General features: G+C 36.9%; 9 protein-coding genes. 2 read left to right on the top strand and 7 right to left on the bottom strand.

What is annotated here, in order from left to right; translation table 11 throughout:
* Positions 1–4 precede the first annotated feature (4 nt).
* The 5 genes from IEV85_RS07570 to IEV85_RS07550 all read right to left on the bottom strand — a co-directional run bounded on the left by IEV85_RS07570 (position 5) and on the right by IEV85_RS07550 (position 9,500).
* Positions 5–2,359: an ABC transporter permease gene (locus IEV85_RS07570; protein WP_188461872.1), complete on the bottom strand. Its 2,355-nt coding sequence runs from the start codon at positions 2,357–2,359 to the stop codon at positions 5–7.
* Between the two features lie 96 nt (positions 2,360–2,455).
* Positions 2,456–4,840 (bottom strand): ABC transporter permease, encoded by a 2,385-nt coding sequence (locus tag IEV85_RS07565; protein WP_188461870.1) that lies wholly within the window; start codon positions 4,838–4,840, stop codon positions 2,456–2,458.
* A gap of 25 nt (positions 4,841–4,865) precedes the next feature.
* Positions 4,866–7,259 carry an ABC transporter permease gene (locus IEV85_RS07560; protein WP_188461868.1) on the bottom strand — a complete coding sequence of 798 codons (2,394 nt, stop codon included), beginning with the start codon at positions 7,257–7,259 and terminating at the stop codon, positions 4,866–4,868.
* Between the two features lie 33 nt (positions 7,260–7,292).
* Positions 7,293–7,991: an ABC transporter ATP-binding protein gene (locus IEV85_RS07555; RefSeq protein ID WP_188461866.1), complete on the bottom strand. Its 699-nt coding sequence runs from the start codon at positions 7,989–7,991 to the stop codon at positions 7,293–7,295.
* A 255-nt stretch (positions 7,992–8,246) separates the two neighbouring features.
* Entirely contained in the window at positions 8,247–9,500 is a 1,254-nt protein-coding gene (locus IEV85_RS07550) for an efflux RND transporter periplasmic adaptor subunit (RefSeq protein WP_188461864.1), read from the bottom strand.
* A gap of 536 nt (positions 9,501–10,036) precedes the next feature.
* On the opposite strand from IEV85_RS07550, the gene IEV85_RS07545 reads away from it, so the two are divergent.
* Together IEV85_RS07545 and IEV85_RS07540 are read left to right on the top strand one after the other, a co-directional pair.
* A complete protein-coding gene (locus tag IEV85_RS07545; RefSeq protein WP_188461862.1) occupies positions 10,037–11,215 on the top strand; it encodes a Calx-beta domain-containing protein in 1,179 nt (392 codons plus the stop codon).
* Positions 11,216–11,666: 451 nt separating this feature from the next.
* Complete coding sequence (locus tag IEV85_RS07540) at positions 11,667–11,804, top strand: hypothetical protein (protein WP_188461860.1); 138 nt, start codon at positions 11,667–11,669, stop codon at positions 11,802–11,804.
* Between the two features lie 26 nt (positions 11,805–11,830).
* On the opposite strand, the gene IEV85_RS07535 is transcribed toward IEV85_RS07540, so the two are convergent.
* Complete coding sequence (locus tag IEV85_RS07535) at positions 11,831–14,044, bottom strand: tetratricopeptide repeat protein (RefSeq protein ID WP_188461858.1); 2,214 nt, start codon at positions 14,042–14,044, stop codon at positions 11,831–11,833.
* 844 nt (positions 14,045–14,888) lie between these two features.
* The gene (locus IEV85_RS07530; RefSeq protein ID WP_188461856.1) at positions 14,889–15,326 is read right to left on the bottom strand and encodes a hypothetical protein; all 438 of its coding nucleotides are present in this window, start codon (positions 15,324–15,326) and stop codon (positions 14,889–14,891) included.
* Positions 15,327–15,500: the final 174 nt, after the last annotated feature.

Below are 15,500 nucleotides of genomic sequence, written 5' to 3'. Positions count from 1 at the left end.
GTCTTTACTCGTCTTTAAGAGAATTTACCGGGTTGATATTAGCAGTTTTATAGGTTTGGCTAATCACCGTTAAAATAGCAATGGACAGCGCTACAATAGCTGTTAAAATAAATACAGCAACTGATATTGAAATTCGATAATCGAAATTGAGGAGCCATTTATGCATGAGATACCATGAAATCGGTATGGAAATAGCAATGGAAACAAAAACTAATTTCACAAAATCACCGGATAGCAACACTAAAATTCTTGTAACTGAAGCTCCTAAAACTTTTCTTACCCCGATTTCCTTGCGCCTTTGCTCTGCTGCATAAGCTGACAAACCAAACAACCCTAAGCATGAAATAATGATAGCCAGTGTTGAAAAAATTGAGGTGAGCGTAGCTATTCGTTTCTGACTGGCAAATTTTGCGGCAAACGATTCATCAATAAATTCATACTCAAAGGGAATATTGGGATAGTGTGTAGTAAAAACTTTCTCTACTGTTGCTAAGCTTTCTTTTACCGGAACTCCTTCTGTAAGTTTAATATGAACAACACCCATCCACCTTTTCGGACCTTCAATTACCATAGGCCTATCTTTTGAAAAAGGCGAGCCATTGACAAAGTTCTTCACTACGCCCACCACATGCCAGGCCTCATCATTATCATATACCACCTGACCAATAGGATCCTCAAACCCCATCACTTTCACAGCTTCTTCATTCAAAACCATAGCCAATGAATCGGTGGCATATGTTGAAATATCAATTTCTCTTCCTTGCACAAGCTCCAGACCAAGCGTGCTTATGGCGTCCTGATCTGCACTGTAAATATCTATTACTATTTTAGATTCAGGATCTTTGCCTTCCCAACTTAGACCCCAGGAATTACTCCACCCTTCAGTTACTGGAGACAAGGTTCTGGTAGTGGAATGAACCGCATCATTTTTCGTCAATTCAGCCCGGAAAGCAGGGAATGCTTTCTCCATTTGCTCTCCATAGCTTAAATAAATTAATTGTGAGCCATCATACCCTTTATCTCTTTTTTGGGCGTGCTCAATTTGCTGCTTAACAATAATGGTGGAAGCAATAAGCACAATGGCAAAAGTAAACTGCACAATAACAAGCACTTTTCTTGGTGCCAAAAGTGACCGTGAATTCTTAAAGGCTCCTTTGAGAACTTTAATCGGCTGAAAAGAAGACAGAAAGAGAGCCGGGTAGCTACCCGCTAAAAGTCCTGTGAATACAATAAATCCACTGAATATTAACCAAAACCATAGGTTCCGGAAAGGTATAGATAACTCCAGGTTAATAATGTTATTAAAGAATGGAAGCAACAATTGTACAAGCATAATAGCCAGTAAACCACTGATGACTGTCAGCACGATAGATTCCATCATAAACTGCCCTATCAGCATCTCTCTTCGTGCACCGGACAACTTGCGAATCCCTACCTCTTTGGCTCTTTTTTCGCTTCTGGAAGTACTTAAGTTCATGAAATTGATGCATGCTATCAGTAGGATAAAGATACCTATGAGTCCAAACATCTTTACATTATCTATTCTCCCACCTACTGGCACTCCATTTTCAAACACAGAATATAAGTGAAGCTCTTCCAGGGGATACAAAAACACTTCTGTGTCTTCGTCCGAATGCTCTTGAGTGATGGTTTTCACCTTTTCATTAAGTGCAGTGATATCAACATTTTCCTCCAGCTGAACATAGGTCTTGATGGAATTATTCCCCCAATAGTCATCTAGTTCGTAAATTTGCCCCATTAAAGACCAAGTCAAAAGAGCATCAAATTCAAATCTGGTATTACCCGGGAGATCCTTCATAATTCCAGTAATGGTTACAGGAAAACGTCCATCAGCGGTAATCACTTGTCCTAATGCTTCTTGCTCACCAAATAATCGGGTTGCCATAGATTCTGAAATAACCACTGAATTAGGAGTAGCAAAAACCTGTTTGACATCCCCAGCTATTAGCGGAAAACTGAACATTTGAAAAAAAGTAGAATCTACAAATGCAGTCTCCTGATTTAAATTTTTATCTTCTGTACTAAAAAGAAATTTTCCCGCGTCCGAATAGCGTGTATAATTAATCACTTCAGGATAATCTGAGTAAAGCACCGGAGCCATAGGTTTAGGTGTAGTGTTCCAGCACCATAATTCGCCATCAAATGTGCTTCTATTCCACGCCTGGTAGATTTGCTCTCCTTTTTCATGGAATCTGTCCACACTCATCTCACGCATAATCCACAAACCAATCAGCATAGCGCCAGCCATGCCTACTACCAGGCCTGTCACATTGAGGAAGGTGAAACTTTTGTTTCTGGAAAGGTTTCTAAGTGCTATTTTAAAGTAGTTTTTGAGCATGGTGTTCAGTTTTTTAATGTTTTTAATAATCTCTTATAGAAATCTATCGCTTATATTTTCTCATTTCTTAAAATCAATTCTATATATCCCAATTGCTCATTCATCTTTCAATACCTCTGCCGGATTAGCGTTAGCCGCACTAAATGAATGAATCAACACTATGCATAAGCATAATAACAGTGCAATTATACCCGAGAGCAAATAAATACCTACTGGCATGGAAATTCTATAATGGAAGTTGCTGAACCAATCGCTTAGAAAATACCAGGCCGGATAAATCGCCAATAAAAAGGATATACCTATCAGCATGGCATACTCTTTTGAAACCATCACTAAAATATCAGCAATTGTAGCTCCCAGTATTTTTCGAATACTGATTTCTTTTAATCTCTGCGAAATAGTGAAAGAAACCAACCCGAACAGCCCCAAGGCACTTAAGAAAATAGCCAAAGCTGTTGCGAAGAAGAGTATTTTCCTTAATCTTATTTCATTTTTAAAGAAATTGGCAACCGCTTCATCTAAAAATTGGAAGTCATTTGCTTCATTAGGATAAATCTTTTTATAGCTTTCCTGTAAATTTTCCAATGTAGTAGCCAAATTCACCTCTGATGCCAATTTAACATTCACATTATAGACTGTCTCGCTGTAAGTGAACATGGTGGGCTTCACAGCTTCATACATAGATCTCGTGTGGATATCGTCAATCACTCCCACTATTAATAAATCTGAATCTCTGTATTTAAGAGAATTACCGATAGCTTCTGAAGGGCTATCAATCCCTAGTTTTGTTAGGGCAGCAGCATTGAGGATGACTTCTTGCTTGTTGTTTCTAAAATATCTTCCTGCTAAAAGTGGCACATCATGTAATGGCAAATAGGAAGTGTCCGACATTTTCATTTGCAGATCCAGCTCTTCCAACTCTCCATTGATTTCATAGGCAACCGACCCTATTATGAGTGAGCCGGACATTAGCGCATCGAAACTTAAACTCACCTCTTCCACTCCCGGTACAGTGAGTAATTCATTTTTTAAGCTGCTATTTTTATTAAAATCGGCATCATAAGGCGTTTCAATGTAGACTATGGCTTCCTTCTCAAACCCCAGGTCTTTATTCATCAGAAAATCCATTTGTGATTTGATAGCCAGTACTACTATGATGAAAGCAATGGAAAAACCAAATTGAATAACAATTAGATTCTTTCTCAAAAAATAATTGATATCAAATTTTTGGTATTTACCACTTTTAATAGCTTTTACCGGTGAATACTTTGAAATGACCAGAGCAGGATAAATACCGCAGAAAAATAAAACCAAGAGCGATAAAGCCAGTAAAAAAACAAGATTTTCCATAGCGAAAAAACTCATATCAAATCCGGCCGGAAGTAAATTTTGAAAATAAATAACAACCAGATGGCTCAATAAAATACCACTTAAAATGGCTAACACAATAATTAAGTAGGTAGCCATTAAAAACTGACCAATGAGCTGCTTTCGGGAGCTGCCCAGGGACTTTCTGATACCCACTTCCTTTGATTTTAATTGGGCCTGAGCGGTTTCCAAATTGATGAAATTGACACAAGCAATGATCAGGATCAGGAATCCAATGATCATGAGTCCTTTTAAAGTACGCTTATCTCCTACATGGCCGTTGTAAGTGCTTGAGAAGTGTACTTCTCGCAATGGCTCCAGGTTAAAGCCTTTAATCCAGTCAATGTCTGCACTTACATATTTTTGATGTGCAGCCTTTAACCCTTCTCTCGCGGCCTCCTCCTGCTCAGGAAAAAGCTTTACAAACATTTGGCTCTGGGTACTTAATCCAGCCCAATTATTAGCATTATCCGCATCATATTTACCGAAAACAGTGGAGTAAGATATAAAATCAGTAAATACTAAATCAGATTGCTTAGCAAGATCGACAACTACCCCCTTTACAATTGTCTGTATGGTATCCCCGTATAGTAATTCATTGCCGATAATTTGATGCAAAGGCTGTTCCCCAAAGTATTTTTTGGCTGAATGAACTGTTAAAACGACAGCATTGGGTTGATCTAAAGCTGAAGATGAATCTCCTGCCAACCACTCATAATTGAATATTTCGAAGTAACCATTATCTACATAACTCACAAAATCGCTGGCACCCAGATTTTTGGCTCCATCACCCGACCTCACTATCATTTTACCTGCATGATAGACAGGGGCAGTAATCTCTATGGAAGGAAATTCATTTTTGAGGGCTTCATTCAAAGGTTGAGGCGTACCGGGATTAGAGGCTACCTTTTTGCCATAATCCACCATAGTGTTTACCCTGTAAATTTGGTCAGCATCCTGATGAAAAGTATCGAAATTATTTTCAAAACTTATTAATTTAAATACCACTACACAGACTGTAATCCCAATTGATAATCCGAACACATGGATAAAATGACGAAGAGGATATCTTTTGATATTTCTAAGGGCGATTTTAATATAATTTTGGAGCATGGCTTTATTGGTTAGATCTGTCCGGTTATTCGCTTTTCAGATTATTAATAGGGTTTCGTGTTGCTGCTATCAAAGATTTATACAAAATTGTAATTAATGATATGGCTACTACCAGTACCACTGCTACAACATAAATCCAAAATGGTAAATCAGTTCTGTAGGCGAAGGACTCCAACCACGAATTGAAAGTAAAACTACCTATTACCACAGCCAGTAAAGCCGATATTCCCAGCAGTTTAACAAATTCTGAGGATAGCATTCTCAGGATATCGAATGATTCTGCCCCCAGAACTTTTCTGATACTGATTTCCTTACTCTTTTTGATGGCTACATAGGATACCAGGCCAAATAAACCAAGGCACGCTATAAAGATGGCAATGGTAGAAAACACACTCAAAATAAGACCCGCTTGCATTTCTGCTCTGTAGAGCTGTTCATACTCCTCATCCAAAAAAGAATAAGTAAAAGGACGATGAGGGGCCAGTTCTTTCCATGATGCCTGAAGTGCTTTCATTTGGGAAGGAATGTTATCTGAAGCCAACTTGATCAACAATTGATTACTCTCCCAGGGCTGAATGAAAATAGCCAGTGGAGTAATACGCTGATGTAAAGAGCTAAAATGGAAATCTCCTACTATACCTTTAATCCTGGCAGGTTCTCCACCCATCAATACTTCTCTGTTAATGGCTTCTTCTTCTGTCCAACCTAAGCTCTTTAGAGCAGCCTCATTAATAAGTATTGGGTATAATTCTTCCCCTCTTTCAGGGTCTTCCGGCCCGAATGGCTGGCCTGCTATTACCTTAATACCTAATGTCTTCACTATATCATCATCAACGGCATAGCCTGTAGCACCAAAAGTGGCCATTTCATCTTTTGCGGGGTCTCTCAGACTGTATTGCGCCCCAATATGGGAAGGCATAGATGCCGCCAAACTGCTGGAAGTAGCTATACCCTTTCTTTCAAGTTCGGTTTTTATACCCTCGATTTCACGAACTACTTTCCCATCAATCGGGAGGGCTACAACCAAATCCTTTTCATATCCCAGGGTGTGGCTTTGCATAAAATTCAATTGTTTGAAAATCAATATGGTTGCCATGATCAAAAACATGGAAACACAAAATTGAAAAACTACCAACCCTTTCCTCATCAGGAGTTCTAGGTTCCACTTTCCACCAGCTTTTTTTAATTGTTGTAAAGGATTGAGAGCTGCAATAGCAATGGCAGGGTAAGCACCTGATAACAATATTACAATGCCTATAATAGCTCCGTACATTAACAAAAACCCTTGATTCCATAAACCTTTTAGTGGCAGGTAAACCCCTGCAATCCCTTCTACATAAGGCAATGTAAAATAGACTAGCACAAGGGCTACTAAGGCCGCAGTAATCACTAATATGCCTGCTTCACTCATAAACTGCCAGAAAAGCTGGGTTTTTGCTGCGCCCATCACTTTTCTAACCCCCACCTCTTTTCTCCTCTCTGAAGCTTCAGCAGTAGCCAGGTTAATATAATTAATACAGGCTATCACCAGGATAAGCAATGCAACACTGCCAAATATGTAGAGATACTTGATGTCTGCCGTTGTGGTAATATTGGAAGTATGGAGGGTATCAAAATGAACATTTTCCAGAGGCTCCATATTCAACAGTAATTCAAAACCATACTCACTCATTTCTTTGCCCATATACTTATCCATCAATTGGTTAACCGCCAATTCCACTTCAGCCTCTTTGGATGCATCCGGCAAGCGGACATAGGTATAGTAATTACTTGGACTAAAGCCAGGCTCTTTACCGGCACGGATACGCATAAAAGAACCCAGAAAATCAAACTTCAGGTGAGAATTGACCGGAAAATCTTCTACTACCGCACTAACCACTAATTCTATTTTGTCATTAACAGTTAATGGTTTTCCAATAGCAGCATGTACATTTCCAAAATATCTCTCAGCAGTAGTTTGGGTAAGTACCAACTGATTGATATCACTAAGTAAGCCGCTTTTGCTACCGGCCAGTAAAGGCAGGTTAAAAAGCTCAAAAAAGGAAGGGTCTACATAGGCAAATTTACTTTCCTGAAATAACTCCTCCCCGCTTTTTATCACCACCGGGCCAAAGAGGTCTACATCAAAAACTCGTGTTCCGGCTTCAACCGCTGGGATTTCATCCAACATAGAAGGCAACAACTGAGAAGGTGTGTAACTGGTGAAATTATCTCCCTCACTGCTTTTGAAATTTTGATTGATACGGAAAATCCGGTCATGATCCGTATAAGTTGTATCATAACTGTTCTCATGGGAAATGTATAAGGCTATTAGTAAAAAACTGGCCAAACCTACTGTAAGCCCTCCCAGATTGATGATAGCATAAAGCTTACGCTTTATTAATGTTCTCCACGCTATTTTTAAGTAATTTTTCCACATATCTTTATAAATTAATGAAGGAATTATCAGTTATCACACATGAAACTGCTCTCTTATATTCTCTGTAACCACTTGACCATCAAATAGATTGATCACCCTGTGTGCGTAATTGGAATCATGCGGTGAGTGCGTTACCATTACAATGGTGGTGCCTTCATTATTGAGTTGCTCCAATAACTTCATCACCTCTTCTCCATTGGCCGAATCCAGGTTACCTGTTGGCTCATCCGCAAGAATTACAGCGGGTTTGGCTACAATAGCCCTGGCAATTGCCACACGCTGCTGCTGACCTCCTGATAACTGCTGAGGAAAATGGTTTCTTCGGTGCATGATATTCATTCTGGTAAGCACTTCTTCCACCTTGGTTTTTCTTTCCGAGGAAGGCACTTTCATATAGAGTAAAGGCAACTCTACATTCTCAAAAACAGTCAACTCATCAATCAGGTTAAAGCTTTGGAACACGAAACCGATAGAGCCTTTCCTGAGCTGTGCCCTTTGTCTCTCAGAGTATTTGGCCACTTCATGATCCACAAAATGATATTCACCTGAGTTAGGGTTATCCAGAAGCCCCAGAATATTCAGCAAGGTAGATTTACCGCAGCCTGATGGGCCCATGATGGCGACAAACTCCCCCTTTTTTATTTCAATGTTAATGCTGTCTAAAGCTGTGGTTTCTACTTCCTCGGTAGTATAAAGCTTCCTTAAATTGACTGTTTTAATTACGTGATCCATATTTTTTCTTCAGTTTATAAGTGTTCAAGTTGGCAGGTTACCATGTATGCAGGTTGACAAGTTACCATGTGTGCAGACTGATTAAGCCACCTTCCGTTTTTTCGATTTTATAATTTATTAATATGTTGCAATCCTCTCTTTTCATCTACTTAGGTCATAATACTTTTACCTCTTACTTCATTGTACTTAATACTTTGTACTCAAATCTCACTTCTCTGTACTTTGTACTCAATACTCTGTACCCTGTACCCTATACTATTTCAAACTCAACTTCTCCTTATCTCCATAATTCTCATAACCCGATACAATCACTTTATCTCCTTCCGCTAAGCCATCCAGTACTTCGTAGTAATCTATATTTTTTCTACCCAGTCTGATCGGTTGTTTAATGGCTTCATTAGGATCATTAGGATTGATGACATAGGCCCAGTTACCGCCAGTATCCTTATAGAATCCGCCTACAGGCAGTAATAAAGTTTCTTCTGTGGCACCCAGCTCTAGTTTTATTCTTACAGTCTGTCCACGCTTAATTCCTGTCGGGCTTTCTCCGTTAAAGATCATATCCACTTCAAACCTTCCTCCTGAAATAGTGGGGTAGATTTTATCGATCACTAAGTTATATTTCTGACCGGAAAAATCGAAGGAACCCGACTGGCCTACATCTACCCTTGGCAGATAAAGCTCATCTATGGCCACGCGGATTTTGTAATTATTCATCACATCTATCTGACCAAGGCGCTGACCTGAATTAATAGATTGACCAATTTCCAGTTGTGGAGTAGAAAGCTGGCCTTCTTTAGGTGCTTTAATAATTAAGTTATTCAGAATATTACCCACGGCATCGAGGCTGCGCTGCATTCTTTGTTCCGAATTGGTCAGCTGTCTCAACTGAATTACCCTGGCAACAGAATCATTTCTGTAACTTGTGTAAGTGAGTTGCTTTCTCTTCACATTGTACTCGTACTGCTCACGGATTTCTTCAAATTCCCTTTCTGAAATAAATTTATCTTCAAAAAGCTTCTTAAACCTGTAGTACTGGGGTTTTAAAAGGTTTAACTGGTAGTCAATTTCTGCCAGCTGAGCCTGCTGACTCAAATCATTCTGATCCAGCAAAAGGCGGGTTTGCCTTAGGTTATTGATTTGCTCGTAAAGCTGCGTCTCCCGTTGCATTACATCCAGCTGCAAATTAGAATTGGTTAGCTTCAGGATGGTATCTCCCTTATCCAGTTTGGCTCCGGATTCTTTAATTACTTCAGCAATAATTCCGCCTTCAATAGCATCCAGAAAGTAGGTTTCGCCCGGCTCCACCGACCCTGTGACAGGGATAAAATCTTTATACTCTCCCATTTTCACGCTGGCGATGCTTAGCCTGTCCTTATTCACATTTAAGGTAGAGCGGTTATCTGCAAAAAGCAATTGGTATACAATTAAGCTCAACACCAATACCCCGGCACCAATCATCAAAAGCTTTTTAGCTGTCCACCTTTTTTGTACAATTTTCTTATCCATTTAATTATTGTAATAATTCGGAATATCCATTTACCAACTCTGTGCCAAGTAAGCCTATACCTACTCTAAAGGCATTAAAAGGCACTATCGTGTATTTGCCCTCGTTCATAAAAGCACGCAATCGTCCGCATGCGGACGGCAGCTGTTAAGGGAAATAAGTTAGTAAAATTTGGGGATATGGGGGAAGGGATATTTTTTGGGAATGAGATTATTTTATTCAGTAGGGTGAAAGCTTCGCAATTTGTTCCTTGTAGGAAAACCTATAGATAAGGTGTATGTATTAGGCCTTAAGTATATTATTTCGATGAATAATGAGTACTGAAAGGTTTATTCGTAATTTATAATTAGAGATAATGGATAACTTGAGTAAGATAGTAAAGATAGAAACTGATTCACTAGAGGCAACTTTGCTGAATATTATTAACTCAGAAGTATTTAAAATAAAAATTGATAAAATTATAATTTAACGGTAATAAAAACATAATTATTCCAATTATTTTAATTACTTTTGAAATAATTATTATAAAAATACCAATATGCTAAAGAAAATACTTCCATTATTATCTTTGATCAGTCTATTTGTGTCTTGCAAAGATTCGAATGAAAACCCAAGCGCTTTAACTGTCTCATTTAAAAATTCGCAAACAAATGTTGTAGAGTCTAATAATTCTATTTTTGTTCCCTTACAATTAGATGGAAAAAGCTCAAAAGAAATACTTGTCACTTATGAAGTTTCGGGCACTGCAGGTTTTCCTTCAGACGTAACACCACTTACTTCAACTACTTTTATAATTCCAGCTGGTGCAACGGCTTTCAATATGGAATTTTTGATTATTAAAGATGGTATTGTAGAACTTGAGGCCGAAAATCTAGAAATAAAACTAATTAGTATAAGTGAAGGTGGTTCCTTGGGAGATCAAGTTATACATAACTTAAATATTGAACCTGATGATGTGACAGTTATTGGTTTTGAAAATACAACATCAGAAATTGAATTTGGTGAGAGCCTTAAATTAACCGTAAATTTATCTCAGGCATATGAAAAAGATTTGACAATTGAACTTGATTTATCCGAGAACCCGAGTTATACATATGGTAATAATTATTTTAATGGTGGCACGAGAAGAGAATTTATAATTCCATCTGGATCCGAGTCACTTGAAGTGGAGTTTGAATTCAATAATGAATTTCGAGATTACACTTTTTCAACCAAGAATTTAAGAATTCAAATTGTAGATGCCGTTACAGACCTTGGAATAAAGCCACTTGATGTGATTGTTGATAACGAAAATGATAATGTATATCATACTTTTAGTATCACTAATAATGGAAAGCATACTCCAGGATTAAAAATTGATTTAAGTTGGACAAGTACTAATCAAGATGTAGATCTTGATTTATATGTTACTGATGCTGATGGTGATCCCATTTTTCAATCTGAAAATGATGGACCTGGTGTCACTGAATCAATATTTATTGATGCTTCCCTTCTATCAGATAATGTAAATTATTTTATTTATGTTCTTTGGTATAGCGGAAATAGTACAACCTGTTCTCCAAAATTAACTATTAGCCCTAAATATGGCATTTATTCGAACGGTAGTCAATCCTCTTTTAGTAAAGAATATTCAAATCTTACAGAGGAAGAATCATCTAGCTATTATGCTGTGATTGATAAATTTGAAAATGCAATCGATGTTGAGTTTGTCAAATAATGAATATTTAATTCGTTAAGAGAAAAATTTTCAAGGGTTGGTTTTGACGAACTAACTATCTATATATAGCAGATTAATTATAAAACACATCCTCAAAATACATGTGTTAATCGAAAATTAGAAGAATTGAGGTTCGGAAATAAATTTCAGAGTCATACTCTAATCTCCAACTATGCTTTCCTTAGAACTATAGTATGCGCAGTGCTTTCACATCGCGCATATATGCGTACTGCATTTTGGCCACGCATATATGCGTACCTGTTTCCTACCACGCATATATGCACACTGGTAAAATTTGATATGCCTGATTAAAATTTTTAACCACACATAACTTTTTCCCAAAAGCGGTATGCGCATATTTTAATTGGGTATAAAAATCAAATCAACCACGCTTAATTTTCGGTTTTGAAGGCTTTTGTTTTTACTTAGGATGAGATTTAATAGAAAAAAGATGAGAGCCTTCAGCTGGCTTCTATCCATAAGGCTCTTGCTACCTCGCGTCCCGGAAGCTTTCAGGATTCCTCCTTCCGGCTTTTCAGAAGGAAGTGGTCGGATGAGTTATCTGTTAAATGGTGTGAACAAGGACTAATAGCTAATGCTTTTAATTAAGGTTACCTACAACTGTATAATTTTTCTAGTTGATATAATCTTCTCATGCTTGGGGTCAAAGTTTGATTCATATATTTCCAAAGCTCTAGTCAAAAGTATCTGAGTTTCCTTAACATCACCAATTTCAGTTAAGATATAAGCTTTCAATAAATACATATCCCCTAGTGTCGGGTGCTTAGCTCTATGAAAAGGAATAAAATTTTCAAGTGCTTCATTTACAAGGAAAAGCGCTTCTGTAAATTCCATACTCATGAAGGAGAGTTCAGACTGGTTCATCAGTACAATTCCTATATCTGGATGCAGTTCTGGGTAATGAAATTTATAAAGTTGAAGAGATTTTTTGAATAACGAATCAGCCCGAGAAAAATTAGAATTTTTCATAGCAATAAGACCTAGTCCATTTAAAGCACTGGCAACTGACAAACTAGAATCTTTTTTAACCTCATTGTTTAATTTAATTGATTTATTGTAAAGGGTGTCTGCAACGTAACTCTGATTGGTTGCATAACTTATATATGCGAGGTCATTTAATAAGTTAGATGATCTTTCATCAATAAGAAAAGGATGTGTTTTTAAGATTCTTAAGGCTTCAGTTAGAACTTTCTTAGCTTCAACAAAGTCTTCTTGCTCTATTTTAACTCTACCAATGGTTGCTAAGACTTCGGGCAGTTTTTCACTCTCTTGACCAAGCTCCCGTTCATAAGTCTTCTTCACCTTCAGAAGCTTTTCTAAAGATTGTTTATAATTACCGACTGAATAATCATAAAACCCTTCTCTTTTTATATAGTCCTGAAATCTCACAGTCGCTATTCCATGATTCATTCTGGTTATTCGAATACCTTCTCTTAGGTTTGAAATTGCCGAATCGTATTGCGGTATCTTCATCCATGACTCGAATGACACCATATAACTTTCAGCAATGTTTTGATGTTTTTCAGTAAACACCTGGTGGTAGCAAACTCTGGCTTTTCTTGCATTTTCAATTGCCTCAATAGGATTATCTAATCTATTAGAGAGAAGTGAGTGAAAGAGGTAGTATTTACATTCCCCCTTAGGGGTTAAAAATTGCTTAACCTCCGACAAGTACTTGTTTGCTTGTGACAGGTCACTATTTGCAAGAGCGTTATAAACAAGTTGAAAGTAGGCGGTTGAATACAGATCATTTTTTTCTTTTGTGATAGAATCCGTATTCAGCACATCAATACTCGTCTTTGCAGCTTGATTTGACTCATTCCAATAGCGGCCATCAGCTAAAGATTCTGACAAGTTAGTTAAATAGGTTGCAAGTCTATCATTAGAAATACTTATACTGTCGGAATGATAAACAATGGCTTTTGCAAAAAATAATATAGTCGAATCTGTTTGCCCCAAAGCTTTATAATAAATTCCGATACTGTTTTTTGAGTCTGCCCTTTCCACCTTCCATGAATCATTTAAGGCCACAGGGTTGATATTTAAAAAGGAATCAGCTTTTATTCGATATAGGAGTGCTTCTTCATAATTCTTGGAATCATATAATTTATCAGCTTTACATACGTAAGCTTTATAAATATTAGTATAAGCACCATGAATCTTCCAGATCTGTTTTATATCCTTCTCTGTTAAAGAGTCACCTTCTATCCAAAGCCATTTTAATCCTTCCTGGAAAGATTGAAGAGAATACTCTATAGCTTTTTCGCAATTCCCTTTACCTAATTGTTCTTCTGATTGCTGCCAGTAGTCAAACATTCGCATATTATTGATCATGTCCTGATTTCTTGCATTAAGATAAATTACCACCTTTCTGTAAACTTTACTCTCTACTGGCCGGAAAGCAAAGAAAGAAGCAATCAGTAAAACTACAGTGGTACGTAGGAGAATTTGTCTATAATTTTCTTGAATTTGAGTTTTACCGATCCACTTAAAAATTACCCAACTAACTAGACATGCCGTAAATATGATATTAATTAAAGGTAATACTTTAAGCCATTCCCAGTTGCGCAATAAAATATTAAATGGTATCGTGACAAGCGAAGTTGATAAGGATAAACCCGCAAGAATCGGAATTATAATTGAGGAGTTGTTTTCTGATTTAAAAAGCTTGAAAGAAGCTATAATATAATAAAAACTTAGTGCAAAAGTTGATAGTGCAAAAAACAAATAGCTACCGGGATAATCTACTCCCATGAGCAGAAAAAAAGCTATCCAGATGAGTATCAGAATTTTTTCGGTTTTCTTCAATTATTTAAGCAGCTATATAATTCAATCACAAGACTCAAGTTATTATAATCCTAGGATAATGGATATTTGGATAGTTCATTTACCATATTTCCGCTATCGAATTCAAGTGAACCAACAAAAGTCTGTAAATTGATTATTTAATACTGATGGTTAACTGTAAACTTGAGGAATAAATATAGTGGATAAATTATAAAATAGAGCTATTGATAGAAGAGCAAGTGAATTGAGGTTCGGAAAATAGATTTCAGAGCGTCACACTTTATATATCAAGAAGCCTTTCTTAATAATGCCTTTACAGCACGCATATATGCGCACTGGTAAAATTTGATATGCGTGAGTAAAATTTTTAACCACACATAACTTTTTCCCAAAAGCGGTATGCGCATATTTTAATTGGGTATAAAAATCATATCAATCACACTTAATTTTCGGTTTTGAAGGCTTTTGCTTTTCTTAATATGAGATTTAATAGAAAAAAGATGGGAGCTAAAGATTAGGCGGACTCTGGATTAGTCTTCGACAGTTCTTAACTCACCCCTATTTATCTCCGATAAATTTTCCCCTCTCTCTAAAAAATAGAGGGGAGAAATCTCGTAAGCATCTAAATTTAATGCACAAATTAGTATTTATCATATCGTTATCAAATAGAGATTGACGGGATAGTCTGCCAGCCTTTGGCTGGAGTTTATTTATACCAACTAATCATATGTCAAATTTACATTATACGCAGGTATTTGCGTTTATCTGTTTCGTGAGACACGAAACATGGTGGTGGAATTGTCCTCTATGTACACATTTCACTTCATCCCGCTGCCAGTGATCAGTTACTTCACCCGTAATTCTTTTAATATTCTATTTTGTAAAATGTTTCTGATCTATTATCTTTTTCATTTCGAATTATCAAAGTATCATTAAGTTGCTCAATTGTGTAATAAAAAGGATTTAATAAATGACCTGGCACAATTGTTAAATTATCAAAGTCTTTGTCCACCAAAAAACTATCTTGATAAGAGTTATCAATACCATATAATTGACTTCTATTTGAAGTTCTTGTTTTAATGAAAAGTTCGTAATTGAACAAAAGTCCACTTGTGTCAGATATGAACTCATATTCTGTAACAGATAATGTGTCAGAAATATCTGAATTGGAACCGTTTACCTGTTTTGAATAAACCCAAATTCCAGAGAGCTTATCTTTGTTGGAAATTTCTTTCTCAACACAAGATGAAAATAGAACTGTTAATACAATAATATATCGCATGTAGATACTTTTGTAGTCCATAACTAGAGTCGTTTAATATCCTTTACGTAAAAAAAATAATGTTTATCTTTTACCAATGAAAATAAACTAGAGCCAGATAAAAAGCTTTGTTTATTTACAGCTACCCTCCATAGTTGTCCCTTTTTCTTTAATAAAAGGCCTTCACAATGCGTTTACATAGACACTGCATAGAAA

Source organism: Marivirga lumbricoides, from assembly GCF_014636295.1.
GTDB lineage: Bacteria > Bacteroidota > Bacteroidia > Cytophagales > Cyclobacteriaceae > Marivirga > Marivirga lumbricoides.
Note: the sequence above shows the minus strand (reverse complement) of the source record. Positions and strands in the feature narration are given on the sequence as shown.